25 protein-coding genes are annotated in these 24,917 nt (G+C 66.2%); 13 read left to right on the top strand and 12 right to left on the bottom strand.

What is annotated here, in order from left to right:
• Positions 1-60: 60 nt before the first annotated feature.
• Positions 61-411, bottom strand: a complete 351-nt coding sequence (locus tag AC0QDI_RS10055; RefSeq protein ID WP_474667725.1) for a thioredoxin family protein — start codon at positions 409-411, stop codon at positions 61-63.
• 207 nt (positions 412-618) lie between these two features.
• On the opposite strand from AC0QDI_RS10055, the gene AC0QDI_RS10050 reads away from it, so the two are divergent.
• Both AC0QDI_RS10050 and glnA read left to right on the top strand, forming a co-directional pair.
• On the top strand, positions 619-969 hold the full coding sequence (locus AC0QDI_RS10050) for a DUF8106 domain-containing protein (protein ID WP_474667723.1): 351 nt from the start codon (positions 619-621) through the stop codon (positions 967-969).
• A gap of 224 nt (positions 970-1,193) precedes the next feature.
• Positions 1,194-2,546 carry a type I glutamate--ammonia ligase gene (glnA, locus tag AC0QDI_RS10045; protein ID WP_474667721.1) on the top strand — a complete coding sequence of 451 codons (1,353 nt, stop codon included), beginning with the start codon at positions 1,194-1,196 and terminating at the stop codon, positions 2,544-2,546.
• Between the two features lie 125 nt (positions 2,547-2,671).
• Here the strand turns inward: glnA and AC0QDI_RS10040 are convergent, their stop codons facing one another.
• Entirely contained in the window at positions 2,672-2,905 is a 234-nt protein-coding gene (locus tag AC0QDI_RS10040) for a MarR family transcriptional regulator (protein ID WP_474667719.1), read from the bottom strand.
• A gap of 169 nt (positions 2,906-3,074) precedes the next feature.
• Here AC0QDI_RS10040 and AC0QDI_RS10035 point away from each other — a divergent pair, with 169 nt between their 5' ends.
• The gene (locus AC0QDI_RS10035; RefSeq protein WP_474667718.1) at positions 3,075-3,389 is read left to right on the top strand and encodes a hypothetical protein; all 315 of its coding nucleotides are present in this window, start codon (positions 3,075-3,077) and stop codon (positions 3,387-3,389) included.
• A gap of 101 nt (positions 3,390-3,490) precedes the next feature.
• Positions 3,491-4,576 carry a YihY/virulence factor BrkB family protein gene (locus AC0QDI_RS10030; RefSeq protein ID WP_474667717.1) on the top strand — a complete coding sequence of 362 codons (1,086 nt, stop codon included), beginning with the start codon at positions 3,491-3,493 and terminating at the stop codon, positions 4,574-4,576.
• A gap of 156 nt (positions 4,577-4,732) precedes the next feature.
• Here the strand turns inward: AC0QDI_RS10030 and AC0QDI_RS10025 are convergent, their stop codons facing one another.
• From AC0QDI_RS10025 to AC0QDI_RS10015, 3 genes are read right to left on the bottom strand one after another with little or no spacing between them, the layout of a single operon-like run.
• The gene (locus AC0QDI_RS10025; protein WP_474667715.1) at positions 4,733-5,572 is read right to left on the bottom strand and encodes a metallophosphoesterase; all 840 of its coding nucleotides are present in this window, start codon (positions 5,570-5,572) and stop codon (positions 4,733-4,735) included.
• A 9-nt stretch (positions 5,573-5,581) separates the two neighbouring features.
• Positions 5,582-7,360: an RPA family protein gene (locus AC0QDI_RS10020; RefSeq protein ID WP_474667714.1), complete on the bottom strand. Its 1,779-nt coding sequence runs from the start codon at positions 7,358-7,360 to the stop codon at positions 5,582-5,584.
• A complete protein-coding gene (locus AC0QDI_RS10015) occupies positions 7,357-8,643 on the bottom strand; it encodes a Single-stranded DNA binding protein (protein WP_474667712.1) in 1,287 nt (428 codons plus the stop codon). The genes AC0QDI_RS10020 and AC0QDI_RS10015 overlap by 4 nt, the downstream gene beginning before the upstream one ends.
• On the opposite strand from AC0QDI_RS10015, the gene AC0QDI_RS10010 reads away from it, so the two are divergent.
• Both AC0QDI_RS10010 and AC0QDI_RS10005 read left to right on the top strand, forming a co-directional pair.
• Entirely contained in the window at positions 8,626-8,847 is a 222-nt protein-coding gene (locus AC0QDI_RS10010) for a hypothetical protein (protein WP_474667711.1), read from the top strand. The two genes, AC0QDI_RS10015 and AC0QDI_RS10010, sit on opposite strands and share 18 nt — an antisense overlap.
• Positions 8,848-8,873: 26 nt before the next feature.
• Positions 8,874-9,212: a hypothetical protein gene (locus AC0QDI_RS10005; RefSeq protein ID WP_474667709.1), complete on the top strand. Its 339-nt coding sequence runs from the start codon at positions 8,874-8,876 to the stop codon at positions 9,210-9,212.
• A gap of 70 nt (positions 9,213-9,282) precedes the next feature.
• Here AC0QDI_RS10005 and AC0QDI_RS10000 read toward each other — a convergent pair whose 3' ends face one another.
• Both AC0QDI_RS10000 and AC0QDI_RS09995 read right to left on the bottom strand, forming a co-directional pair.
• A complete protein-coding gene (locus AC0QDI_RS10000; RefSeq protein WP_474667708.1) occupies positions 9,283-10,680 on the bottom strand; it encodes an arylsulfotransferase family protein in 1,398 nt (465 codons plus the stop codon).
• Between the two features lie 151 nt (positions 10,681-10,831).
• Entirely contained in the window at positions 10,832-11,827 is a 996-nt protein-coding gene (locus tag AC0QDI_RS09995; RefSeq protein WP_474667706.1) for a PhoU domain-containing protein, read from the bottom strand.
• Positions 11,828-12,094: 267 nt separating this feature from the next.
• Between AC0QDI_RS09995 and AC0QDI_RS09990 the strand changes: the two genes are divergently transcribed.
• A complete protein-coding gene (locus AC0QDI_RS09990; RefSeq protein WP_474667704.1) occupies positions 12,095-12,457 on the top strand; it encodes a hypothetical protein in 363 nt (120 codons plus the stop codon).
• A gap of 171 nt (positions 12,458-12,628) precedes the next feature.
• A complete protein-coding gene (locus AC0QDI_RS09985; protein WP_474667702.1) occupies positions 12,629-13,654 on the top strand; it encodes a hypothetical protein in 1,026 nt (341 codons plus the stop codon).
• A gap of 34 nt (positions 13,655-13,688) precedes the next feature.
• Here the strand turns inward: AC0QDI_RS09985 and AC0QDI_RS09980 are convergent, their stop codons facing one another.
• The 5 genes from AC0QDI_RS09980 to glpK form a co-directional block, all read right to left on the bottom strand.
• Complete coding sequence (locus AC0QDI_RS09980; protein ID WP_474667700.1) at positions 13,689-14,372, bottom strand: HAD-IIB family hydrolase; 684 nt, start codon at positions 14,370-14,372, stop codon at positions 13,689-13,691.
• Between the two features lie 110 nt (positions 14,373-14,482).
• Positions 14,483-15,274 carry a DUF2182 domain-containing protein gene (locus tag AC0QDI_RS09975; RefSeq protein ID WP_474667698.1) on the bottom strand — a complete coding sequence of 264 codons (792 nt, stop codon included), beginning with the start codon at positions 15,272-15,274 and terminating at the stop codon, positions 14,483-14,485.
• A 32-nt stretch (positions 15,275-15,306) separates the two neighbouring features.
• The gene (locus tag AC0QDI_RS09970; RefSeq protein ID WP_474667696.1) at positions 15,307-15,918 is read right to left on the bottom strand and encodes a DUF1326 domain-containing protein; all 612 of its coding nucleotides are present in this window, start codon (positions 15,916-15,918) and stop codon (positions 15,307-15,309) included.
• Between the two features lie 284 nt (positions 15,919-16,202).
• Entirely contained in the window at positions 16,203-17,279 is a 1,077-nt protein-coding gene (locus tag AC0QDI_RS09965) for a DUF7973 family transport facilitator (RefSeq protein WP_474667694.1), read from the bottom strand.
• 3 nt (positions 17,280-17,282) lie between these two features.
• A complete protein-coding gene (gene glpK / locus AC0QDI_RS09960) occupies positions 17,283-18,824 on the bottom strand; it encodes a glycerol kinase GlpK (protein WP_474667692.1) in 1,542 nt (513 codons plus the stop codon).
• A gap of 307 nt (positions 18,825-19,131) precedes the next feature.
• On the opposite strand from glpK, the gene glpA reads away from it, so the two are divergent.
• Genes glpA through AC0QDI_RS09935 form a run of 5 tightly spaced genes read left to right on the top strand, consistent with a single transcriptional unit; the run spans position 19,132 to position 24,891 of the window.
• Positions 19,132-20,850, top strand: coding sequence for an anaerobic glycerol-3-phosphate dehydrogenase subunit GlpA (gene glpA, locus AC0QDI_RS09955; protein ID WP_474668343.1), 1,719 nt, complete (start codon positions 19,132-19,134; stop codon positions 20,848-20,850).
• Positions 20,851-22,164, top strand: a complete 1,314-nt coding sequence (glpB, locus tag AC0QDI_RS09950; RefSeq protein WP_474667691.1) for a glycerol-3-phosphate dehydrogenase subunit GlpB — start codon at positions 20,851-20,853, stop codon at positions 22,162-22,164.
• Positions 22,161-22,391, top strand: coding sequence for a hypothetical protein (locus AC0QDI_RS09945; RefSeq protein ID WP_474667689.1), 231 nt, complete (start codon positions 22,161-22,163; stop codon positions 22,389-22,391). Before glpB ends, AC0QDI_RS09945 begins: the two co-directional genes overlap by 4 nt.
• Positions 22,388-23,725 (top strand): anaerobic glycerol-3-phosphate dehydrogenase subunit C, encoded by a 1,338-nt coding sequence (locus AC0QDI_RS09940; protein ID WP_474667687.1) that lies wholly within the window; start codon positions 22,388-22,390, stop codon positions 23,723-23,725. Before AC0QDI_RS09945 ends, AC0QDI_RS09940 begins: the two co-directional genes overlap by 4 nt.
• A complete protein-coding gene (locus tag AC0QDI_RS09935) occupies positions 23,725-24,891 on the top strand; it encodes a Cdc6/Cdc18 family protein (protein ID WP_474667685.1) in 1,167 nt (388 codons plus the stop codon). Before AC0QDI_RS09940 ends, AC0QDI_RS09935 begins: the two co-directional genes overlap by 1 nt.
• Positions 24,892-24,917: the final 26 nt, after the last annotated feature.

The raw sequence follows: 24,917 nt of genomic DNA, 5'->3' as shown, positions 1-24,917 counted from the left end.
GACTCGAGTGAGGGCGATCGCGAAATGGGCTGGCGCGCTGCAGTGGCACATCCGGCTACGTCAATTCGCGCCGACGGCGGTCGGAACGTGCTCGGCCAGGAACGCAGTGACCGCGTCGCCGCCCTGGAACCCCTCTGCCAGCCGCGCGGTTTCCGTTCCGTCCTTGAAGAGGAGCAGCGTCGGCACCGACCGGATGTCGAACCGATCGACGAGTTCGATGTCGTCGCCGGGGTTGACCATCCCGATCGCGACGTCCGTGGCGCGAGCGACGTTTCCCAAAACTGGTTCCATGGCCTGACACATCGCACAGCCGCTGGTATAGAATTCCACGAGCGCCACGTCGTGGGCGTCCACGAAGTCGTCGAGTTCGTCGCCGGTCTCGAGTCGGCTCGGTTTACTGGTCGCGGCCATGGTGACGGGTACGTGACCGGCGCGGAAATCCGTGACGACGGGGCGCGGCGAGTCGACGGTCGGGTCGTCTCACCAGCTTGACCCTCGTGGACACACCGCACTTCTCGGATCGGTTGACGGTGTCGCAGCGAAGATTCACCGATTGATCGTATTGTGTGAATCGAGAACGGGGGGTGATTTTATAGCTGGGGCCCGTACTCACGCCCGATGACCCAGCCAGCATCAACCCGCGGTGACGGCGCGCCGACACAGCGGAAAGCGACGCTGTTCTGCTGGGAGTGCGACCACTCGAGCCCGATCGACGGCGACTGGCAGCTGGAATCGAACGGCCGGCGCGTCGCGTCCGTCTGTCCGAACTGCGAGACGACACTGATGAAGCGGCCGCGACCGAACGAGCCGGCACGCGAACGAGCGTCGATCGTGCCGATCGCGGCGTGGCAGCGAGCGATCCGCGTCTCTTCGACCGTCTGGCGGGCGACCGTCGATATCGGCCTCTCGAGCCTGACGATACTGACCGGTGTCGGCCACCTCCCCGGCGTGGGGGCCGCTTCGGCGTAGCGAATCGATCCTCGAGATCGACGAGTTCGACGCAGTCGAGTCGTGCCTCGAGCGACCACTACACGATTATTCATTTCTGCCGGTACTTTTTCAGCCGATGTCAGCCACACACCGAGTATACCATATTATAAACTACGGTCGTCCATCTGAGAAGAGATTTGCGTATATTCGCCCACAACAGTAGAACTTTAATAGTAGAATCCGTTGGCTTAGGCGAGCAGAAGATGACGAACGGAAATCTAACCGCTTCGGAAGAGGAGGTACTGGACGAAATCGAGGAGGAAGACATCGACTTCCTTCGGCTGCAGTTCACCGACATTCTGGGGACCGTCAAGAACGTCTCCGTGCCCGCTCGACAGGCCGAGAAGGCGTTCACCGAGGGCATTTACTTCGACGGCTCCTCGATCGAGGGGTTCGTGCGCATTCAGGAGTCGGACATGCGGCTCAAGCCGGATCCGGACACGTTCGCGGTTCTCCCGTGGCAAAACCGTGAGGACGGCGCATCGGCCCGAATGATCTGCGACGTCATCGACACCTCGACCGGTGAGCCCTTCGAGGGCGACCCGCGGCGCGTCCTCAAGAACGCCCTCGAGCGCGCCGACGACCTCGGTTACACGGTCAACGCCGCGCCCGAGCCGGAGTTCTTCCTCTTCGAGGAGGACGAGGACGGCCGCGCGACGACGGAGACCGGCGACCACGGCGGCTATTTCGACCTCGCGCCGAAAGACCTCGCGAGCGACGTTCGCCGCGACATCATCTACGGCCTCGAGGACATGGGCTTCGAGATCGAAGCGAGCCACCACGAGGTCGCCAAGGGCCAACACGAGATCAACTTCGAGTACGACGACGCCCTGACGACGGCCGACAACGTCGGCACGTTCCGCACCGTCGTCCGCGCGATCGCCGCCCAGCACGACCTCCACGCGACGTTCATGCCGAAACCGATCCCGCGCATCAACGGCTCGGGCATGCACACGCACCTCTCGCTGTTCGAGGACGGCGAGAACGCCTTCCACGACGACGACGACGAGTTCGACCTCTCCGAAACGGCACACTCCTTCATCGCGGGGATTCTCGAGCACGCGCCGGCGATCACGGCGATCTCGAACCCGACCGTGAACAGCTACAAGCGACTGGTGCCGGGCTACGAGGCACCCGTCTACGTCGCCTGGTCCGATCGCAACCGCTCGGCGCTGATCCGTAAACCGGCGGCGCGCGTCCCGGCGGCTTCGCGCGTCGAGGCTCGCTTCCCCGACCCGTCCTGTAACCCGTATCTCGCGCTGGCCGCGCTCATCCACGCGGGTCTCGACGGGGTCGAACGGGACCTCGACTGTCCGGACCCGGTCCGCGAGAACATCTACGAGTTCGACGAGGAAAAACGCGAAGCGTACGGCATCGACACGTTGCCGACGAACCTCGGCGAAGCCGTCGAGGCCCTCGAGGAGGACGAAGTCATCTACAGCGCCCTCGGCGAACACGTCGGGCCGAAGTTCGTCGAAGCCAAAGAACAGGAGTTCGAGGACTACCTCGTCGACGTCTCCGAGTGGGAGCTCGACCGCTACCTCGAGACGTTCTAACCGGCCGACCCAGCAGACGACCCGTTTCGGCGCGTCGAGCGCCGATACGCTACCACTCCACTTTCTGACGACACACCGGCAAAACGAGCGCAGAGCTCGTCGTCCCGGACGTCGCGACTCGCCGATCAGTTCGCGACGACGTACGTCTCGCCCGCTCGGGTGACGTAGTCCGCGCTCGAAAGCGAGTTCAGCACGCTCAGGATGTCGATCTTCTTCATCGCCAGTATCTCTTCCAGTTCGTCGACCGTCGCGCCGTCGGCCGCTTCCAGGGAGATGTACACGAGTTTCGCCTGGGCCGACTCGAGGTCGTCGGGGACCGGATCGATCCGCGTCGTCGGTCGGCGTTTCTGTGATTCCATTGTCACCAGTACGGATCCCGTTCTGGTATATAAATCTACACGTGGATGGAGTATCAATGGATATTAGGACTCAATACAGGCCACGTCATCACACCGCAAATCGTGACGCGGAAGACGGTCTCGAACGGAACAACGACGTTTTACGGTCGCCCGGTTCCCACCGGAAGACATGACTGGCGACGAGCGACCGACTCCGCCGACGGAATTGGACCGCGCGGACCGCGAGGCGCTCGAGGAACTCACGAAACGAGACGCGGCGACGCTTCGCGACGTGAGTTCCCATCTCGAGGCGGTGGCGACGTGGAAGGAGCGACGCGAGGGGGCGGACGACGAATCGTCATCGGACGAGGCCGATTCCGACTCCTACCCCGACGGCGTCCCGGAACGGGCGACCGTCTCGATGACGGAGATTGCCGGGACCGAGTACGACTACTATCAGTGGCGCGAGGGCGACGAGATTCGATCGGAGACTGTACGGCGGTAGGGGACAGCGGGAAGGACGACGTCTACTCGATCGAGATCGAACCACACTGACGGCCGACGGAGTCCGATCCTTTTTTCGGATCTCGATCGCATCGATAACTAATGAGCCAGCGAACGGATCGGGCGGTGACGGTGCTCCGGGCGATCGTCCACGAGATTCGGGTCGAACGGATCACGTTCATGGCGGGCAGTATCGCCTACCACGCGTTCGTTTCGCTGCTCCCGTTGTTGTTGGTGTTGCTGGCCGCGGTCTCGGCGGTGGGCGGCCAGCGACTCGAGGAGGCGCTGCTGTCGGTGACGCAGGCGGCCTTCACCCCGGGCGCGGCCGAAGTACTCGTGAGCGAACTCGATACCGCCTCGGTCGAGGCGTCGGCGCTCGGAATCGCCGTCCTCGTCTGGGGCGCGTTGCGGATCTTTCGGAGCCTCGATGCGGCTTTTTCCGATATCTACGAAACGGAGGCCGAGAACACGGTCGCGAACCAGTTCGTCGACGGCATCCTCGTCTTCGTCTCTATCGCGGCCGTGGGAGTCGCCGTCATCGCGATCGAAGCGACGCTGTCGCCGTCGACTGTATCGACGTTCGGATGGATCGTCCAGCGCACGGGGCTCGTCGTCGCTATCGCGGCCGCGTTGGCTCCGATGTACTATCTCTTCCCGGACGAGCCGAATATGACGGTTCGAGAGGTGGTCCCCGGTGTGGCCGTGACCGCCGTCGGTCTCGTCGTCTTCGAATCGCTGTTCCGGTTCTACCTCGAGTACAGCAGTACGGCCGCCGAGGGACAGTTCCTCTCGAGTATCCTCGTCTTCCTGACGTGGCTGTACTTCAGCAGCCTCCTGCTCCTCGTCGGCGTCGCCGTCAACGCCGTCCTTTCGAACCGCAGCCGCGACGTAAACATTGAGCCGGTCATCGGCGGCGTCCCGCTCGAGGAGACCCCCTCGGACGGGAGCGAGGGGACGACCGCGGATCCGGCGGTCGCGCTCGAGCGAGTCGAGCGCCAGCTGTCGACGGCCAGGACGATGACGTTCGTCGTCGACGGCGAATCGGTCACGGTCCCGGCACCGGACAGAGTCGAAGTCGAGGCGGGCGGTTCGGTGCTCCCGGGGATCGACGGCGGGACGGGAATCGAACTCAGGTGGTCGACGGCGGACGGCGAGTTCGTCATCGGCGAGGCGGATTCGGAATCGTAAGTGACGGACGAGCCCGTACGCAGGTGTGTTTTCACGGACGGTCAGCTGTCGTCGTTCGCCGTCGGTAGGTGCGCTGTGATCCGCGAAACGAGCACAGGGGACTCCGCGTCTGGGAGCGTCACGGTCCGCTTTTCGCCCGCTAATCTCGCTATAGTCTCACACAGATTCGTACGGGCCGAGTCGCGTGCCGTCCAGCAAGTACGCCTCCCCCGAAGCCAGCCCTGCCGGCAGGAACGGCGAGAGAAACGACTGCCCGCTCACGTTGATCCACGTTCCACCGACGAGGTCGTTGAACGCCGGCACGACGACCGCGCGCGGCGGAGGTTCGTCCGCATCCTCGAGCCACGCTACCCCCTCGTACTCCGGACGGTCGCGAAACGGGCCGGGATCGAGCCGACCGCGGAGCCACGCGCGCTCGACGCGGCTCCCGCCGACCTCGTCCTCGAGTCGCACGCAGGGGTGTTCGTGACCCAGACAGACGACGTCGCTCTCGAGGACCGCTCGGGAGGGCCACGTGTGCCCGTGACAGACGCCGATATCGCCGAGCGCGATCCCCTCGCCGGGGACGACGGTGATCGTCGCTCCGATATCGTCGCTGTCCGCGAGCCAGGTTCCGATTCTCCCGTCGTGGTTGCCCTTGACCACGGTGACCGCGAGATCGCCTGCAAAGGACTCGAACAGCACCTCGAGTTCGCCGCGTTCGGCCCCGCCCGGATCGCCGATCGAGTGCATGAGGTCGCCGAGGACGACCAGGCGATCGGGATCGGTGCGCTCGAGCAACGCCAACAGTCGCTCTCGGCGGTCAGGTGCGCGGCTGGGAACGTCGACGCCCCGTTCGTAGCGCAAGCCGGCCTCGTAGCCGGCGTGATAGTCGCCGACGAGCAACGCGCTCTCGGCCCCGATCGCCGCGGTCGCGGCCGGTTCGCCGGGAACCGGTTCGACGCGAGCGGGCGACGACGTGGTCCCGGCCGGAGGCCGGTTGGAATCGTCTCGCATTGCCGTCGCTCAGATCGCCTTCAGCGTCTCGTCGTCGGGTTCGTAACACTGGCCGCCCATCAGCGCGTCCTGGATGGCGTCTTCCACGTCGTCGGCGGGCGCCCCCGTGTCGGCGGCGACCGTCTCGATCAGTTCCGTTCGATCGGCACCGTCGCCGTCGTCGAGTTCGTTCATCGTCTCGACGACGGCGGCCTCGAGGTCGACGTCCTCGGCCGGTTCGTCGTCGGCGTCGTCGGCTTCGGACTCCTCTCCGTCCCCGGGCGCTGACTCGGCGGATTCGTCCGATTCCGCGTCCTCGAGTCCGGATTCGGGCGGCGTCCCGATATCGTCGTCGGACTCGTCGGATTCCCCACCGGTGATCGCGTCGCCGTCGTCGGATTCGGCGTCGTCCGGTTCCGATTCCGCCTCGAGTTCGTCGGCCGCGGCGTCTTCGGGCTCGGGAACGTCGATTCCCGCTTCACCGGGCTCGTCGACCTCGGAGCCGGCGGTGAACTCCGTGCCGAACTCCGCCTCGAGTTTTTCGCGTTCCGACTCGTCCATCTCGTACATGCCGTCGTCGACGTCGCCGGCGTCGAAGTCGCCGAGTTCGTCGTCGGCTTCGTCATCGCTGTCGTCGGCTTCCGATGTCGCGATATCGGCACTTTCGTCGACCTCGCTCGCCGCCTCGTCACTGCTCGCCGTCTCGTCACCGCCGTCCTCGGTTTCGAGGGTGTCGGCTGCCGTCTCGCTTGTATCGGCCTCGACGTCCGGTTCGGCAGTGTCGTCCGACTCGACATCCGGCTCGGCGGAACCGTCCAGCTCGTCGGTATCGTCCGACTCAGCGTCCGGTTCTACCGCTGCGTCCTCGGCCTCGAGTTCCGCATCGATCTCGGCGATATCGGGATCGTCGCTCGTCGCAGTTCCGGCCGCGGAGCCGGAATGAGCGCCCTCGGAGTCGGCCGAAGCCGTGCCGCTCCCGTCGGTCGTCGCGGCGACCGGCTCCGCCGCCTCGGGTTCGGGTTCGGACTCGACGCTGGCCTCGAGCGCGTCGGTATCGACGCCGTCGATGTCGGCGAGCGAGGCGAACGTCGCGTCGGACTCGGGGCTCGTCGCGTCGGGTGCGAGAGCGAGTCCGCTCACCTGATCGCGCTCGCCCGCGACGACTTCGACCGCCTCGAGCGCACAGGCTCGCAGCGCCGCGAGGTACGACGGCGTCGTCCCGTAGTGCTCTCGGGCGAGCGGGATCCCCGCCGCGAGGCCGGATTCGACGCCGGCCTCGAGCAGCGCGTCGGTCAGCGCGTCGCCGTTCAGTTCGAGGTCGGCGGCCCCGGCGTAGGTACTGATTCGATCGAGGGTCTGCTCGGCCGCGCTGACGACCCAGCGGTCCCGGGTGTCGGCGTCGACCGTCGCGATGCTCTCCGGCCGGATCGAGGTGTAGACCTGGTCGGAATCGTCGGGCTGGAAGGTCCGCGCTTTGCCCGTTACCGCGACGAACGCGGGGGGTTCGGCCTGCTCGAGGAACGCCAGTTCGTCGGGCTGGTACTGGCCGGCGTAGACGACGAACGCGCCGGTCGGATCGACGACCCGGGCCCGAACCATCTCGTCGTTGACCGACGTGACCTCGGTCAGCGTTCCGACGGCGAAGACGCGGTTGAGCCGCGCGCCGGTCGGCGTGATCACGTAGTTCGGCGCGCGTTCCTCGTCGCTCTCCGCGTAGGAGAAGGAGGCGTCGTCGTACTCGGCGGCGAAGAGCCGGTAGGCGAGTTCTCGCCCCGGAATCTCGTCGTCGCCGTCGCCGTTCGCGCTCATGCGTCCACCTCCTCGAGGAAGGCAGTCGCACGGGCGGCCGGATCGTCGTCGCTCTCTTCGAAGCGTTCGGCGTCGAGGTTCGCGCCGTACTCGTCGACCGAGAGGTGCCCCCGGACGCGGTACTCGCGGCCGACGATGCGCTCGCGGATCCGATCCGCGACGACCTCCTGGTCCATCGCCTCGCGGGCTTGCTCGAGGGCGTCTTCGAGGGTCCCGTCGTAGACTCGCTCGGTGAGTTCGTCGTCGAGGACGACGGTGACGGTCCCGGTGCCGTCGTCGAGGATCGCCTTGACGCGCAGGTCGTCGATCCCGTCGACGTCGCCGTGGGTTCGGCACTGTCCCTTCTGGATAACCCGATAACACTCCGGACAGCGCTGAATGAGCCCGGATCCGTCGCGGACCGCGAGCAGGTTCCCCGCGACTTCGACGTCGTAGATGCCGCCGGTGGCGACGGCGTCGCCGACGTCCATCGTCGACGTGTTGGTGCCGACGTCGATGTCGCGCTCGAGTGCGGAGACTCGAGAGAATTCCGAGACGTTGACCTCGGGAACCCCGCGGAACTCCTGTACGTAGGCATTCTCGATGCGGACCGTTCCGCCGTCTTCGATTTCGGGGGCCGGATCCCAGTTCGTGAAGGGGAGCCGCCCGCTCTCGTCGCCGAAGACGCCGCTGAGGATGTCGGTCTCGCCGTCGCGGCCGTCGATCGTCTTGCGCTCGCACTCGAGGACGCTGACCTCGATAGTGACCGCGCGGTCGCCGGTCCGCAACTCGGCCAGTTGCGCGTCGCCACCGATCTCGTAGGAAATCTCGTCAGAGATTTCGAGGGACTCCTCCTGGAAGGAGAGCGAGGTGCTCTCGCCGAGGTTGAGTTCGGGTTCGCCGTCCCACTCGCGGACGCCCGCGTTGCCCGCGGTGATCGTGTCGCCCGGCGAGAGGCCGAAGTCTTCCCACGCGGTGTAGTCGATGACGCCGGTCTCGTCGGCCAGTCGCCCTTCGACGATGACGTGATCGGAGCCCTGATAGCGGATCGATCGTTCGCCCGCGGTCAGGACGATGCCCGTGACGGTGACGTTGCTATCGTCGGTCGTTATTTCGGCGATATCCTTCGCCGACGGCGCGCCGCCACCGCCGCCGGAGCCGCCGCCGTACTTCCGCCGGAGGCTCTGTTTCGCCTCGTCGATCGGAACGCTGTACTCCACCAGATTCTGCAGGTCGTCTTTGACCTCCTCTTTGTCAACACCGAGGTCGGAGGCGAGATCCTCGGCATGATCGTCGAGTTCCATCACTCGCCTTTCGAGTCGGGGCGTAAAAAGCGTTCCCGGAGGAGGGTGGAAGTGAACCGGTCGACCGACGATGTCGATGATGTCGACGAACTAAACGAACTCGACGAACGCGTCGGTTTTCGTCGTCGGTGTTTCGACAACGACCACCCACAGCGTCGCGGCCGACCCGTCATAGTAGCTGTCGATTTGCAGGTCATAGCATAGGACGGTCCCGTCGGAGAACGAGACGAATGGCTACCGTCGAGACCGTCCTTTCGTCGATTTTCAGCACCGTTCCCGAACTTCATTCGGGCCAGCTCGGTCTCCTGTCCGGCGTTCTCATCGGAATCATCTACTGGCACGGCCACCGCCGGTCGTCGCTCGCGCTTTGCACCGCGTTCTATCTGCTGGCGCTCGGTCTCGTCCCCGCTTCCACGAGGGGACTCGCGGTGATACAGTCCAAGCCGTGGTACTTCTGCTCGTTCCTGATTTTCGCCTCGCTCGTCGCCGTCGGCGGACGCGCCGTGTGGACGCGGTTCTCCCCCTCGAGCCGCACCCGATCGCTGCCGGTCGGACGGAAGGACGCCTGATCGATCCGCTCCCTCGCCGACGAGAGGGTGATGGGTGTCACCCGCGGAGCAGCGGCGGCCACCGACCGCGTTACTCCCGTTCGCGGGAGACCGGACGGCGGAACCTGATACCGGCATCGCGGAGTTTCCATCTGATCTCGAGCCCCGCCCAAGTCAGCCCCGACAGGAGTCCGACGGCGATCGCGGCGGCCGCAGTTTTGTCGACCCATACAGGTGCGACGAAGATGAGCGCGTTGTAGACTCGATGGGGAAGGAGCGACTCGACGACGTCGCCGAGGAACGCGAACGGGTCGAACCCGGAGTCGCCGCTTCCGCCGTCGTCTTCGGTTACCGTCCGGGACTCGAGGCCGAGTTCCCGGGCGCTCCGGCCACTCTCGCTCTCGGCACCGGTCTCGAGGCGCTCGGCGTCGTAGGGAAGCGTCGACGCGACCTCCCAGACGATGTCGCCCGACTCGTCGACGACCGCGACGCGGTTGCCGTGGGTGTCGGTGATCAGGGTGTTCCCGTTCGGAAGCCGGTCCGCGTCGCGGGGCCACTGGATCCGATCGTCTTCCCACAACCAGCTTCGGTTCCACTCGCCGTCCTCGCGCTGGAACTCCTTGATCTGGCCGTTCTCGGAGTCGGCGACGAGGACGGCCGGGCCGCCCTGACTCTCGGGGATGTAATCGGGGTTGTGCTGTTCGTGAAGGACATCGTAGTCGTTCTCGCCGCCGAGGGTCCACTCCTCGAGCAGCCCCTCCTCTCGGTCGAGGAAGACGACCCGATTCTGGTTTCGAACACTGACCATGATCCGGCCTTCCATCCGGCCGTCCTCGATGTACTCGACGTCGTTGATGTGCGTCCAGTCGTTCGGGAACGAGTGGCCGCTCTCCATCGGGAACTCGCTCTGGGCGTCCCAGAGCCACTCGACGACCTCGGTCTCCGTGTCGACGATGAAGACCTGATCCGCGACGATGTCGGCGACGAGAACGTGGCGCTCGTCGATGCGGTCCACGTCGTGCCACTCGGCGGCGGTCTCCTTGTGGTCATAGCGTTCGTAGACGATCTCGACTTCCCCGGTCTCGAGGTCGACGCGCTCGATGACGTTTCTGGCACACGGCGGATCGCCGCAGTTGGGCCCTTCCGCGTGGATCGTATCGGTCGCGGTGTACTCGACGGTCAGCGGATCGCCCTCGACCGGATCGACGTCGAAGTACTTCGTCCGCGAGTTGTTGTAATAGAGGACCTCCCCGTCGGGTTGGTAGGCCGTAATCGTCCCGGCGCGACCCGATTCGGTCACGACCGTGTGGTTCTCGGTCGGCGGTGCCTCCGGGACGGTCTCTTTCGACGCCGTCGAGAGGCCGCCCGACGCCGCGGCGGCGACGACGGCGGTCGAGAGCAGAACGGCGATGCAAAGGCCGGCCCGAATCTGGGTGCGCGTGAGCGCCGGTCGGACTCGAGCGAGCGACGAACGCGGGCGGGGCGTCACGGTACCACCGCCGCGACCCGAAACGGAGCCGCTCGGGAAGCCATCGGGAGTCGATTTCAGGGAGAGGTAGTAGTAGCTTTCCCGCTCGTTCGCAACGCTCCCGCGGATCGGGCCGACCGGAACGCTGACTGGCGCGGTCCGATCGAACGCGTCAGGGCCGCGGTGCGGCCTTCTGTAGCGCCGTCTCGGCGATATTGCCGCCGTAGTCGGCGCTCCTGGACAGCGAGTCGACGATCAGCCCCAGCGACTGGGCCTGCACCGGGTCGAGATCCCGGAGCATGTCGTCGATCTGACGGGTGTGCTCGTCGATCTCGAGGACGGCCTCCCGGGCGTCGTGGCCGAGCCGGTTCGCCTCCCCGGTTTCGTCGGCGAACAGCGCGTCCATCGACTTCTCGAGGACGGTGGAGGCGTCCGTATGCAGCTCCTCGAGCGCCTCGGCGACCGGCTCGGGGATCTCCTCGAGTTTGAGCGCGATGTTGCTGATCTTGGCGGCGTGGTCGGCGACGCGCTCGAGCTGGCGGGCGCTCGAGTGGAAGTCGAAACAGTCCTCGCGCGGGACGCCGAGTTCCTCGGCGGCGCGGGGCGAACGCAGGGTGGCGCGGAAGATCCGCGAGACGACGAGCCAGAGACGGTCGACGTCGTCGTCGCGCTCGATCACGTCGCGAGCGATGTCGTCGTCGTTCTCGATCAGCGCCCGGACTGCGTCCTCGAGCATCGACTGGGCGATCAGGCGCATCCGCGTGACGGCGTTGACGATCGACAGCTCCGAGGAATCGAGCAGATCCTGGATGACCACGCTGTCGGTGGTCTCCTCGAGGACCTCGACGCCGACCAGCCCCTGCGTGGCGCTGCGGATCGCGCGACGCTGGTCGGTCGTGATGCGGCCGGCTTCGAGCCTGATTATGTCGAAGCCGCTGACGTACATCGTCATCACGGCCCGGGTCAGGCGCTCGCCTTCGAGGCTCGAGATGTCGAGGGTTCCTTCTTGGCGCTCCGTTTCGCTCTGGGGCGTGAGTAACAGCGCGCTGTCTTCGGGGTAAAATTCGACGGTCGTGCCGGCGCTGACGTCGTTGTCGGTCGCCCACGTTTTCGGCAGCGAGACGGTGTACGTCGATCCGCCCGTCACCTGGACCTTGCGCGTCTCCATGTGGTCGGATGTAGCCCGCTCGAATATAAATACAGGCGGATCTATAGAGAGACGCCGATTACCAACGCCCGATACGGGTGCTGTCGAAGCTCTACCCGAAATTCGTCCGCATAGAACGTCGTGTGACTGGTGGGGGCGAAGTCTATATAGATTCTCTCGAGCCGATTTCCGCGAGTCGCAGTCGGAGCTATCGACCGTCCCCTTCGAGGATCGCCGCTTCCGTACGAAAGCCTCGCCCTCTTCCGCGTGCCAGTGCAACGTTCGTCCATGATTGGCGCCTACACGATCGGCAAGAAAGCGGTTACATTCGGCTACAAACGCTACGGGGTTCCGGGCGCGATCGCGAGCGGCGGCGCGGCGCTCGCGGGCTATCTGATCGTCCGACGAGCGCTGAAGTCGTCGACGAGCGACGGAAACGTCGATTCGGCGATCGACGCGGGAGAGATCCAGTCCGCGGTGGAAGAGAAGGGGCTGAGCGCGGTGACCGACACGGGGACCCTCGAGCGGGCGATCAACGAGGAGGAGGTCGGCTCCGCCGTCGACATGGACGACGTCCAGTCGTCGGCCGAAGAAGAGACCGACGAGTTCGCCGACAGCGCGGGAGACGGTGACTCGAGCGCCGAGAGCTGAATCGCGAATTCGCTCACCCCCACGAGACGGATGTCAGCCGTCAGCTACCAGCCACCAGCCACCAGCAGCCAGCTACCAAATAGCCACCACCGACCAGACGCGTTCCGTGCCGCACCGCGTTCTCACTACTCGAGAGACCGCCTGCGACGGATCGAAACAGCCACCTCGAACATGAGCAAGCGAGATCCCACCACCGAAACCGGCGACAGTCCCGCGACCGAATCCGAGCACAGCGAATCGAAACGCAGCCGCGAGGGAGTCTCCGGGGCGCTCCGGTCAGTCCGAGGGGGTATCGAATCGGGCCTCCCGGCGGGTATCGGGGGCGGAGTGAGTCTCCTCCGGGGCGTCCGAGCACTCCGGCGGGGCGAGCGCGACCACGGCATCGGCCAACTCGTCCTGGGTAGCGTGCTCGTCGCGGTCGCGATCGCCCAGCGACGGTCGGACGAGAGACCGGGCGACGCTCGGAGCGATATCGATCAGACGGACGTCGTCAGCACCGGCCCCGAAATCGACGACCTCGAGGAACGAGACGCCGGCGGCGGCCGCCACACCGGTGACGAGGCCCGGCGCGTCGCCGGGACCAGCATCGACATCGAGGACGTGGACTCGAGTCCCGATCTCGAGAGCGATGTCGACGCGACCGAAATCGACCAGTCGGACGTCGTCGAGACCGGCGCCGACGAGGAGCGACTTGCGGACGTGGCGAACGAGTCCACTGAGCCTGACAGCGAGATCGAGGATCTCGAGAGCGAGTCCACCGCGGCTGAGAGCGAATCCGACAGTTCCGTCAGCGCCGAACGCGAATCGTACGAGCGATTGGGTTCGGCGGCGTTCGACGAACACAGCAGCGAAATCCCGGTCCCACAGCGCGCGTTCGATCAGCACATCCTGTCGCTCAGTTCCGAAGCGTTCTGGGGGATTCGCGAGGACGACGCCGTCTTCGTCTCACAGGAGTTCGATCCGATGCAGGACGCTGAGGGAATCCGCTACGTCGCGAGCACCGAGATCGACGGCGAGCGGACCCTGACGATCCCCGACACCGTCCTGAACCACTGGGATTCCGTCGCGGGCGGCGGAATGGCCGTCGCCGGAGGCGACGAGATCGTTTTCCTCACCGCCGACTCGCTGCAGGCCGACAGTCAGATACGGGTCGTCCCGGCGCAGTGGATCGACGACGTGCTCGAGGACGGCGAGTAAGGACGACTGGAGGTCGTTACGGAACGAAGTTGGTTTACGTTCCGTCTCGAACGCGCTCGAGCACCGCGAGCGTCCCGTCGGCGTGCACCTCGTCGAGCACCTCGTCGGCGGCCGCTTTCGCCAGCTCGTCGGCGTTTCCGACGGCGAAACTCCGGCCGACCGCCTCGAACGTCGAGACGTCGTTGATCGAGTCGCCGACGGCGACGCAGTCCGCGAGGTCGAACCCGACGTGCTCGGCGATCGTCTCGAGCCCGTCGCCCTTGGTCGGATCGGTGTCCTTGACGTGGTAGGCGTAGCCGGTGTCGATCACCTCGAGGCCGTGCTTCGCGGCGATCTCGCGCAAGGGGTCGATCGGCTGCTCGAGGCTGACCGCGATTTCGGTCTCCCGCCAGCGGTTGACGGTGTCCTCCGCGCCCCAGCCGAGGTCGTAGCCGGCGGCCCGATACTCTTCCGCGACGGCCTGTGCCGCCTCGCGATCGGCGGTGAAGAAGACGTCGTCGCCGGTGTAGACGACGCCGCCGTTTTCCGCGACGACGAGTTCGGGGATGCCGACGAAGTGACAGAGCGCGACGGGGTAGGGGAAGGCCTTCCCGGTCGCGATCAGGACGGGCGCGTCCCACTCGCGGAGCGGATCGAAGACGCGGGGGTCGATCCCCCAGCCTTCGGAGCGGGTCAGGGTGCCGTCGACGTCGAGGACGAGCGGCGGATCGGCGGTCATGTGCGTCACTCGAGGGCTGAGCGCCCTAAAAGAGTCGGTTCAGGGATGCTCGAGGCTGAGAGATCGGTCAGTGACGCCTTCGGGTCACCCGATAGTATCCGATGCTCGTCCTAGATCAGTGCGAGTACGATGACGGTACTCCCGGCGATGCCGGCGAGAACGCCGACCGCACGTGCCAGTTGCTCCCCCCGCGCGACCGTCCGTTCGAGCGAGAGCACGACCGCGATGAGCGCCATCCAGACGAGATTCATCGAGCCCACGATCACCATGAACGCGAACAGCGCCCAACAACACCCGACGCAGAAGACGCTGAACTGCCAGCTCATCCGAACGGCACCGCGCACCCCCGGTCGGTGATGTGCCAGGAGAAATCCGAGCGGCGACCGGCAGTACCGCAGACACCGGTATTTGTACGGTGAGAGCTGGTACCCCGATACGAGCAGCAACGATCCGCCCACCAGGAGCCCGCCGTGGGCGTTCGCGATGGTGACGATCGGCACCACCGCGCTAACGGCGAGCGGGACGATTCCCGTCAGCGTCCACGTGAGCGCGTACGTTCCGATAAACGCCCCGATTCGCGCTCCTTTCCCCGCGGTCGTCGTCCCCTCGAGCGTCTCGGCGTACAGCCGGAAGAGCGGGACCGACGAGGGATACATCATGGCGATCATCATCGCACCCCACATGAACAGGTAGAGGCTGATACCGGTCGGCCCGTTCGAGAGAGCCATCGCCTCCGGTGCTCCCGGATCGGACATCTGTCCTTCCATCCGGCCGTCAGGCATCGGGAGCCACCGACCCACGACCGCCGCCCACGCGAGCAACGCGAGTACGTACGTGACGAGCGCGACGATCGGAACGCGTCGGTGAGTGATCTGGTCTCGAAACGAGTCGTGTCTCCCCATGATAGCTCGTCCGTGTCGCCGTCGTCCCGTCTTCAGGAGTTCGCCAGTTCGAAGTCCCCGAGGTAGGCGTTGTTCCCCGAAACGTCCCACGCGAACTGGTCGTCGTAGGAGACGGTGGCCGTGGTCGTCTTGCCGGTCTGCACCTCGAGACTCTCAGTCAGCGGGTGGGGCGAGACCGTCCCGACCGCTTCGTTGAACCCGACCGCGCCGCTCGCGTCCATTTCGACGGCGTCCCCGATCTCGACGGCGAACTCCGATCCGTCCCGCGAGAAGCTGATTGGCACGGTCGCGACGTCGACGGACCGAACGTGCGTATCAGCGACGGGTGCCCAGATGCCCCCGGCGCGGCCGGAATAGATGTCCTCGACGGCCTCGAGCTGGTCGTCGTCGGCCGTCTCGTCGACGAGTAACACGACGTCCCACGCCGTCTCGGGGGCGAACATGACCCCCTCGTCGGTCGAAATGAGCATCCCGACGTTTACCCCGCTCAGATCTACGTCGCCGTAGCGTCCCTCCTCGATGTGCCACGCCAGCGAGACGGTACAGACGTCGTCGTCCGGCGGTTCCATCCATACGCACTGACAGGCAACGTCGCAGTTGCAGGCTTCGACGTAGTCTCCCTTGATGATCCACTCTTCTCCCATTGTTGAACACCGTGTCATATGCCACCAAGAACCGTGATAAAGCTATCCGGTGAAAATAGATCACCCGATGAAAACGCCGATTGGCCGTCCGATCCGTGCCGCTCAGGAACCAGGGTTACTTACGGTTTACTGTAAGTCATTTCCGGCGCAACCGCTGCACGGGTCGCGGTTGCGCCGGTAAATCGTTACAGCAATCCGTAACTCGCGTTGAGCGGTACTGGTACGGGAAACCCGCCGTCATCCAGACGGGTGAAAAGACGGACCGCAGTCGGATTTCGAATCCCTCAGAGTCCGAGATAGCCCGCGTTGGGCAAGAGCCCGGCCAGATACAGGACCCCGATGACGAGCATGAACGCCGCGATGGCCATCGCGGGCGGGTCGACGTGGGTCCCGGAGTGCGAGTAGAACACCCGCTGAGACAGTTCGCCGATGAGGGCGCTGATCGCCCCGAACGCGCCGGCGACGAGCAGTACGATCGGGTCGCTCCCGACGGCCGACGCTGCGATCACCGCACCCGTCGATCCCAACAGCGTGATGTGGTGGGTGACGGGGATCTTCTCGACGCCGAGGTTGAGAAACAGCAGGCTCATCGCGGAAATCGCGTAGCCCAGGAAGATGCTCCCGGTCTCGAGCCAGATGAAGCCGCCGAGGATCCCGCCGACGATGCCGATCGCGGTGACGCCGGACCACTCGTACTGGTGTGGCAGCCAGGGTTCGGTCGCCAGCCGATCGGTTTCGGTGCCGCCGTCGGCCGCCACGCGCTTCTCCTCGCGCTCGAACGGCGACATGTCGAGAACGCTCGAGCCGCCGACCCTGCCGACGAGCGGGTAGCCGAAGGCGAGTCGAGCCAGGAACGCCGTCGCCACGACCGAGAGCGCGATGTTGTCCGTCGGGAAGCCGATTCCACCCATGATCCGGGTGAAGAGCATCCCTACTGCGCCAAAGATCGCACCGACCGCGAGGATGTCGGGCTTGGTCCCGAACGCGTACAGAATGTCCTTCCCGAAGTGGTAGTCCCAGTCGTCGGGTTCCATCTCGGGGTACTTCCGGCCGGCGTACGCCGTCGCGGCCACGCCGCCGGCGAACGCGATGTGCGGGCCGGTGACCGGGCCGAAGCCGATGGTTCCGGTGATACCGGTCGCGATATCGCCCGCTCCGGCGACGCCGATTTCGCTTCCGATTTCGTCCTGGAGAATGGCGATCCCTTCGCCGAGGAAGACGACGAAGCCGGTGAAAACGAACGACGGAAGCGCACCCAGCGCCGCGCCGAACGCGCCGCCGGCGAGGGCGGCGATCAGCAGGACGGCGAACGCCTCGAACTCCATCCCGATGACGGGAATCTGGAACAGGGGCTGGAACATGGGTCACTCCTCCGCGTCCTGCGCCCAGTCGCGCGATCTGTCGACGGCGTCCGACCAGCGGTCGTAGCGTCGATCGGCGTCGTCGGGGTCCATCTCGGGTTCGAACTCCGCGTCGACCTGCCAGTTGCTCCGCAACTCGTCGGGATCGCTCCAGTAGCCGACCGCGAGTCCGGCCGCGTAGGCCGATCCCAGCGCCGTGGTCTCGTCGACGACCGGGCGAACGATCTCCGAGCCGATGATGTCCGACTGGAGCTGGCAGAGGAAGTTGTTCTTGACCGCGCCGCCGTCGACCTTCAGCGACGTCATCTCGATCCCCGAGTCGGCCTCCATCGCCGCCGCGACGTCGCGGGTCTGGTAGGCGATCGACTCGAGGGTGGCGCGAACGACGTGTTCCTTTCGGGTGCCCCGCGTCATTCCGACGATGGTGCCGCGTGCGCGCTGGTCCCAGTGGGGCGCGCCCAGTCCCGTAAAGGCGGGGACGACGTAGACGCCGTCCGTCGAGTCGACGCTGCGGGCGAGCGACGCCGTCTCGGCCGGATCGTCGATCAGCGTCATGTCCTCGAGCCACTCGATCGCCGCGCCGGTGACGAAGATCGAGCCTTCGAGCGCGTACTGGACGTCCTCGCCGGCGCGCTGGAAGCCGATCGTGGTCAACAGGCCGTGGTCGCTCTCGACGGCCTCGTTGCCGGTGTTCATCAGGAAGAAGGAACCGGTGCCGTAGGTGTTCTTCGCGTCGCCGGCGTCGAAACAGGTCTGGCCGAACAGGGCCGCCTGCTGGTCGCCCAGCGCACCCGCGACCGGGATCTCGGCTTCGAGGAAGCCGCCCGGATCGGTCGATCCGTAAGTGGCGTCGTCGCTCGAGGGGCGGACCTCGGGCAACATCGCCTCGGGAATCGAGAACTCCGCGAGGAGGTCGTCGTCCCACGCGAGATCGTGGATGTTGTAGAGCATCGTCCGCGAGGCGTTCGTGACCTCCGTAACGTGCTCGCCCGTGAGATTGTAGATCAACCACGAGTCGATGGTCCCGAACAGGACCTCTCCCTCCTCCGCGCGGTCGCGGATGTCCTGCGGGCGGGAGCGCTCGAGTTTGATCGGATCGGCGTTGTCGAGCAGCCACTCGGCTTTCGTCGCCGAGAAGTAGGCGTCGGCCTCGAGGCCCGTCTTGTCGCGGACGGTCTCGACCATCCCGTCGTCCTCGAGTTGCTCGACGCGATCCGTCGTCCGTCGGTCCTGCCAGACGATGGCGTTGTGGACCGGCTTTCCGGAATCGGCGTCCCACAGCAGCGTCGTCTCCCGCTGGTTGGTCACCCCGATGGCCTCGAGCCGCTCGGGACCGATGTCAGCTTGCCCGAGCGCCTGTTGGATGACCGCTTTCGTGTTTTCCCAGATTTCCATCGGGTCGTGTTCGACCCAGCCGGGTTCCGGATAGATCTGTTCGTGTTTCTGGTAAGCGTTCGCGACGACCTGCCCCTCGTGATCGAAGACGATGAAGCGGGTCCCGGTCGTCCCCTGGTCGACCGCACCGACGTACGTGGATTCTGTCACTCGTATTCACCCGGTGTTGTGTAGCCACGCGATTGTTTACTGGTGATCGCGCGATATCGGTAAACAATTTTGACGATCATTATAAACGTTTCTAAACCTATCAAAACGCGATATAGTTACACTAATACGACGTAATCCGTCGGTTAGAACGTCCTATGCGTAGAAGCGTACCAGGATCGAACCGGAGTAACTGGCCGTCTGACTACGCCGTCCTGCCGTTGACGAGCCGAGCTGAACAAGAATTTACGGACGTTCTGCTACCACCGATAAAATAATGGGCGAGGTGATCGTAGATGCGGACGAAGGGATGGCAACCGATACGGAGGTCCTCGTTCTCGGCGGCGGTTCGACCGGCTGCGGTATCGCCCGCGATCTGGCGCGCCGCGGCCTTGAGGTCACGCTCGTCGAACGAGGAACCCTCACAGACGGAACGACCGGCCGGATGCACGGCCTGTTGCACAGCGGCGGGCGCTACGCGGTGTCCGACCGGGCCAGCGCGCGCGAGTGTATCGAGGAAAACGAGGTGCTCCGGGAGATCGCGGGCCACTGCGTCGAGGAGACCGGCGGCCTGTTCGTCCAGCGCCCCGAGGACCCGGACGACTACTTCCGCGAGAAACTCGAGGGGTGCCGGGACTGTGGCATTCCGGCCCGCGTGCTCTCGGGCGTGGAGGCTCGCGAGGTCGAACCGCACCTCGCGGCGGACGTGAAGCGAGCGATCGAGGTCCCCGACGGCGCGGTCGACCCGTTCCGGCTCTGCGTCGCGAACGCGATCGACGCCGAGACCCACGGCGCGAGGATCGAAACCCACGCCGAGGTGGTGGACCTCTTACGCGACGGCGACGGTATCTACGGCGTCGAGGTGCGCCACGAGTCGGGACCGGGGAAGCGCACGCACGCGACGCCCGGTACGACCGAGGAGATCACCGCCGAGTACGTCGTCAATGCGACCGGCGCGTGGGCCGGCCAGATCGGTGCGATGGCGGGTCTCGAGATCGAAGTCCGCCCCTCCAAGGGGGTGATGACGATCATGAACGTCCGGCAGGTCGACACGGTGATCAACCGCTGCCGGCCGAAGGGAGACGCCGACATCGTGGTCCCCCACGAGACGACGGCTATCCTGGGGACGACCGACGAGGAGGTCTCGGACCCGGACGACTATCCGGAAGCGGGGTGGGAGGTCGACCAGATGATCGACACGCTCTCGGAACTGGTGCCGATCCTTTCCGAGGCGCGAACGATCCGCTCGTTCTGGGGCGTTCGTCCCTTGTACGAGCCGCCGGGAACCGGCACCGAGGACCCGACCGACATCACGCGGGACTTTTTCCTCCTCGATCACGCGGATCGCGACGGCGTCTCGGGGATGTCGAGCATCGTCGGCGGCAAGTTCACCACCTACCGGGCGATGGCCGAGGAGATTTCCGACCACGTCTGCGAGAAACTCGGCGTTCGAGCCGCCTGTACGACCGCCGAGGACCCCCTGCCCGGCAGCGAGAACGCCGAGACGCTCGAGGCCGGGATGGACGATTTCGGCCTTCGCTCGCCGGTGGCCCGCCGGAGCAAGCAGCGGTTGGGAAGCCGGGCGCGCGACGTGCTCGAGACGGACGAGCCGAACCCGGTGATCTGCCAGTGCGAGGGCGTGACGCGCGCGGAGGTTCGAGACGCGATCTCGCAGTCGGGCTCGGATCTGGACGCGGTTCGGATCCGGACGCGCGCCTCGATGGGGAACTGTCAGGGCGGCTTTTGCTGTCAGAACATGGCGAACGAACTCCATCCCGGCTACGACGAGGAGACGGTCCGCGAAGCGCTGGACGAACTCTTTCAGGAGCGCTGGAAGGGGGAGCGCCACGCGCTGTGGGGCGAACAGCTCTCGCAGGCCATGCTCAACTACGCGCTGCACGCGACGACGATGAACCGGGACTGCGATCCCGCAAGCGCGGACGCGAAAACGGCGGCCGTCGATTTCGCGGCCTTCGACGACGGCCGGACCGAGGGGAACCGGGCCGACGGCTCAGGAGGGGGCCGATAGATGGCGATCGAGGACGACGTCCTCGTCATCGGCGGCGGACTCGCCGGGACGACCGCCGCGCTCGCCGCGGCGGAGCGAGACGGAGACGTACACGTCCGGCTGGTTTCGTACAAGCAGAGCACGCTCCGCCACGCCAGCGGGTTGATCGACGTGCTGGGATACGCGCCGGCGGGCGACGGCCCGCTCGTGGACCCGTTCGACGCGCTCGCCGATCTCCCCGACGGCCATCCCTACGAGCGGGTTGGGAGCGAGGCCGTCCGCGAGGCCCTCGCCTTTTTCGACGATATCGCGGGCGAGGCCTACGCGGGGTCGCACACGGATTCGAACGCGCTCGTCCCGACCCACGGCGGCACGGTCAAGCCGACCGCCAGATATCCGGTTTCGACCGCCGCCGGGCTCGCGAGCGACGACCGCGACGCCCTGCTCGTCGGCTTCGAGACGCTGCCGGACTTCGAAGCGCCGCTGGCAGCGTCCCACCTCGAGGCGGCGGGCGTCCCCTTCGAGGCCCGCGGCGTCACGGTTCGGTTTCCCGGCATCGCTCGAGACGACGCGAAGATCACGCGGTACGCGCACCTGCTCGACCACGACGAATCCGTGGCGACGACGGCCGGTGAGACGACCGCCCGCGAGGCCCTCGCCGAGACCGTTCGCACCCACCTCGAGGGCGAGTCCCGCGTCGGCTTCCCCGCGATCCTCGGCGACGAGCGCGCCGACGCGGTCAGGGCGGACCTCGCGGACCGACTCGGTGTCGACGTCTTCGAGGTCCCGATGGGACCGCCCAGCCTGCCGGGGATGCGACTCGAGGACCGCCTGTACGCCGCGCTCGAGGAGCGGGGCGTCCGGGTGACGACGGGGGTTCCGGTCGTCGATTACGAGACCGACGCGGGCGAGCCGGGCCCGACCGGCTCCGAACGGATCGATCGCGTCGTCGTCGACCGGAACGGCAGCGAGATTCCCCACCGCGCCGACCAGTACGTGCTCGCGACAGGCGGGCTGGTCGGAAAGGGCGTGCGCTCGGAGCGCGAACGGGTGTTCGAACCGATCTTCGACTGCCACGTCCCGCACGCCGCGGACCGTTACGATTGGTTCGTCGACGACGTCTTCGGCGACCAGCCCTACGCGCGGTTCGGCCTCCCGGTCGACCGCGACCTCCGCCCGCTCGACGCCGGCGACGAGCCCGAGTTTTCGAACCTCCGGGCGGCGGGAGCGGTGCTGGGCGGCTACGACTTCGCGGCGGAGAAATCGGGTGCCGGCGTCTCGCTCGCGACGGGCTACGTCGCGGGCCGGCGCGCCGCCTCGGAGGGCGAACGGTGACTGACGACGTGTGCGCCTCGAGCGGCGGAACCGACCGACGCTACGTGCGCGATTTGATTCGCCCGATCGACACGAGCGGCACGGACGATACGAGCGGTACAGACGATACGAGCGGTACAGACGACACGAGCGGTACAGACGACACGAGCGGTTCGGACGGTACGAGCGGTACGGACGAGACGAACGGCACGGACGGCGACAACCGACTGATTCAGGTGATTCAATGAGCGACGCAGAACGACCGACCGACGACCCGGCAGGTGACGACGAGTTCGAGCCGATTCAGGTGTTCCCCGAGGCCGAGGAGATGGACCTCAGACCGGGTGCAGACGACTGCTACAAGTGCTCGACCTGCGACACCAACTGTCCCGTCGCCGAGGTAGACGACGAGTTCCCCGGGCCGAAGTTTCAGGGCCCCGAGCAGTGGCGGCTCAAGCGCCAGGACGACCACGACATCGACGACTCAGTGATGAAGTGCTCGAACTGCATGCGCTGTGACAGCGCCTGCCCGTCGGACGTCCCCCTCTCGCAGATGCACAACACCGCTCGAGGGGAGTACGTCGAGGAACGGATGGACAAATTCTCGCGGGAGTACGTTCGGAACCGCATCCTCGCGAACTACCGTCGACTCGCCCCGCTCGGGTCGACGTTCCCGCGGACGACGAACTTCGTGATGGGGCTCTCCGCGACGCAGTGGCTCGGCGAGAAACTCCTCGGGATCACCGGCGAGCGGGAGCTGCCGGCGTTCGCGACGGAGACGTTTCGGGAGTGGTGGACGGAGAGGGGTGGTGCACGGATTCAGAGTGACGAGAAGCGCATCGCCTACTTCCACGGCTGCTACGCGAACTACAACACGCCCGAAGTCGCGAAGGCGCTCGTCCGCCTCTACGAACACTTCGGCTACGAGATCATGGTCCCCGACCAGCACTGTTCGGGAACGCCGATGTTCGCCAACGGGATGCTCGAGGACGCGCGCCGGTCGGCCGAGACGAACGTCCGGGAGCTCGCCGCGGCGCTCGAAGACGGCGCGGACGTCGTCGCCTCCTGCAGTTCGTGTTCGATGTCGATCCGACAGGAGTACCCCGAACTGTTCGACTTCGAGGGAACCGAGGACGTCGCCGAAAACACCTGGGACGCCGTCGAGTACCTCCGGGTCCACGAGGACCTCGAGGGCGAACTCGAGGGGACGTCGATAGACGGGGCGCTCGCGGATTCGAACTTCGCCTACCACGCGCCGTGTCACGCGCGGAATCAGGGCCTCGACGGGCAGACGATGGAGATGTTGGCAGCGATCGACGGCGTCGACGCCCACGACGTCGGCGACTCCTGTTCGGGGATCTCCGGCACGTACGGCTGGAAGGCCGAGCATTACGAAACATCCATGAAAATCGGGTCGGAAATGTTCGATCACATGGAAGATGCGGACGCACAAACGGGACTCACGGAGTGTCCCACCTGTTCGATGCAGATGGAACACGGGACCGGCTACGAGATCACTCACACGCTCGAGGTGCTCGAAGCGGCGCTGGTCGGAACCGCGACGGAGGCAGACGCGCAGTAATGGACCTCCAGGAGCGAATCGCTCGCCGTCGATCGGTCCGACAGGGGCGACGCATCGTCGCCGATCGCGACCAGCTCAGCCCGGTCGTCCACCGGTTGGAACCGGTCGGCCGAGGCCCCGTGCTGGAGCAACTGCTCGACGCGATCGAGCCGGTCTTCGACGGGGAGTTGCCGCCGCCGGTCGCGATCGTCGGGCCGGCTGGATCGGGCACGTCAGCGGTCGTGACCGCGATGTTCGACGCGTTGAACGACCAGTTCGGCGGCTCGAGCCGCGCGATCGCGACGACGACGAGAGGTGGACGCACCGAGCCGGTGACGTGGTTCGTCACCGTCGACGGCCGTCAGGTCGAGAGTCCCTTCGCGTTCTATCGTGCGGTGCTGTCGGGGCTCTCGTCGGAACGGGTGCCCGAGAGCGGCGTGGGCACCGACGACCTCCGCGAGCGCCTCCGCGACAGGCTCTCTCGTCCGGATCGGCGCGCCGTCGTCGCGATCGACCACCACGACGAACCCGAGACGCTCGGGATCGACCGCGTCCGCGAGCTGCTGGCACCCGTCGAGGACTGCGCCACCGTCGCGGTCGGACGGACCGAACCGGACGACCACCGGGGCGAGACGGTCACCGTTCCGGCCTACCGCGATCACGAACTCGTCGACGTCGTCACCGACCGCGTCTCGACGGGACTCGCGGCGGGCGCGCTCGATCACGACGCGGTCCGCGAATTGGCCGACTGGGCCGACGGGAACGCTCACGACGCGCTCGCGGCCCTGTTCGGCGCCGCCGTCCTCGCTCGCGAGGGCGAAACCGAGCGGATCGAACCCAGCCACCTCGAGACGGCGCGGGCCGACGTGCCCGACGGGGGCGTTCACGTCGCTCGCGCGCTCGCACTTTCGGCCACCCGGCAACGGGTGTTGCTCGCGCTCGTCGATATCGATCCGAGCGACCGCCCGATCCGCGAACTAGCCAGCGCTATCGCCGCCCGGTCGTCGCTAACCGCCGGCACGGTCACGCGATTCCTCTACGAGCTCGCGGAACGAGGCGTCATCGAACGGGTTCAGTTGTCGTCATCGGGTCACAACAGCGGTCGGCAACCCAGCGCGGTCGAGCCGCGGTACCCCCAGATCGCGTTCCGATCGCTGACGACGGTCTCGCTCGACGACCCTCCGTAATCGATGACCCTCCGCGGACGACGACG

It is taken from the genome of Natrinema sp. LJW11 (genome assembly GCF_056135975.1).
The sequence above is the reverse complement of the archived record's forward strand: the minus strand, read 5'-3'. Positions and strand labels throughout refer to the sequence as shown.

Coding starts and splice junctions, on each gene's coding strand:
- AC0QDI_RS09940 (WP_474667687.1), top strand. CDS start 22,388: ATGAGCGACGCAGAACGACCGACCGACGACCCGGCAGGTGACGACGAG.
- glnA (WP_474667721.1), top strand. CDS start 1,194: ATGACGAACGGAAATCTAACCGCTTCGGAAGAGGAGGTACTGGACGAA.
- AC0QDI_RS10015 (WP_474667712.1), bottom strand. CDS start 8,643: ATGGAACTCGACGATCATGCCGAGGATCTCGCCTCCGACCTCGGTGTT.
- AC0QDI_RS10040 (WP_474667719.1), bottom strand. CDS start 2,905: ATGGAATCACAGAAACGCCGACCGACGACGCGGATCGATCCGGTCCCC.
- AC0QDI_RS09985 (WP_474667702.1), top strand. CDS start 12,629: ATGAGCAAGCGAGATCCCACCACCGAAACCGGCGACAGTCCCGCGACC.
- AC0QDI_RS09965 (WP_474667694.1), bottom strand. CDS start 17,279: ATGTTCCAGCCCCTGTTCCAGATTCCCGTCATCGGGATGGAGTTCGAG.
- AC0QDI_RS10010 (WP_474667711.1), top strand. CDS start 8,626: ATGATCGTCGAGTTCCATCACTCGCCTTTCGAGTCGGGGCGTAAAAAG.
- AC0QDI_RS10050 (WP_474667723.1), top strand. CDS start 619: ATGACCCAGCCAGCATCAACCCGCGGTGACGGCGCGCCGACACAGCGG.
- glpB (WP_474667691.1), top strand. CDS start 20,851: ATGGCGATCGAGGACGACGTCCTCGTCATCGGCGGCGGACTCGCCGGG.
- AC0QDI_RS09975 (WP_474667698.1), bottom strand. CDS start 15,274: ATGGGGAGACACGACTCGTTTCGAGACCAGATCACTCACCGACGCGTT.
- AC0QDI_RS09995 (WP_474667706.1), bottom strand. CDS start 11,827: ATGGAGACGCGCAAGGTCCAGGTGACGGGCGGATCGACGTACACCGTC.
- AC0QDI_RS10030 (WP_474667717.1), top strand. CDS start 3,491: ATGAGCCAGCGAACGGATCGGGCGGTGACGGTGCTCCGGGCGATCGTC.
- AC0QDI_RS09990 (WP_474667704.1), top strand. CDS start 12,095: ATGATTGGCGCCTACACGATCGGCAAGAAAGCGGTTACATTCGGCTAC.
- AC0QDI_RS10020 (WP_474667714.1), bottom strand. CDS start 7,360: ATGAGCGCGAACGGCGACGGCGACGACGAGATTCCGGGGCGAGAACTC.
- AC0QDI_RS10005 (WP_474667709.1), top strand. CDS start 8,874: ATGGCTACCGTCGAGACCGTCCTTTCGTCGATTTTCAGCACCGTTCCC.
- AC0QDI_RS10055 (WP_474667725.1), bottom strand. CDS start 411: ATGGCCGCGACCAGTAAACCGAGCCGACTCGAGACCGGCGACGAACTC.
- AC0QDI_RS09980 (WP_474667700.1), bottom strand. CDS start 14,372: ATGACCGCCGATCCGCCGCTCGTCCTCGACGTCGACGGCACCCTGACC.
- AC0QDI_RS10025 (WP_474667715.1), bottom strand. CDS start 5,572: ATGCGAGACGATTCCAACCGGCCTCCGGCCGGGACCACGTCGTCGCCC.
- AC0QDI_RS09970 (WP_474667696.1), bottom strand. CDS start 15,918: ATGGGAGAAGAGTGGATCATCAAGGGAGACTACGTCGAAGCCTGCAAC.
- glpA (WP_474668343.1), top strand. CDS start 19,132: ATGGCAACCGATACGGAGGTCCTCGTTCTCGGCGGCGGTTCGACCGGC.
- AC0QDI_RS09935 (WP_474667685.1), top strand. CDS start 23,725: ATGGACCTCCAGGAGCGAATCGCTCGCCGTCGATCGGTCCGACAGGGG.
- AC0QDI_RS10035 (WP_474667718.1), top strand. CDS start 3,075: ATGACTGGCGACGAGCGACCGACTCCGCCGACGGAATTGGACCGCGCG.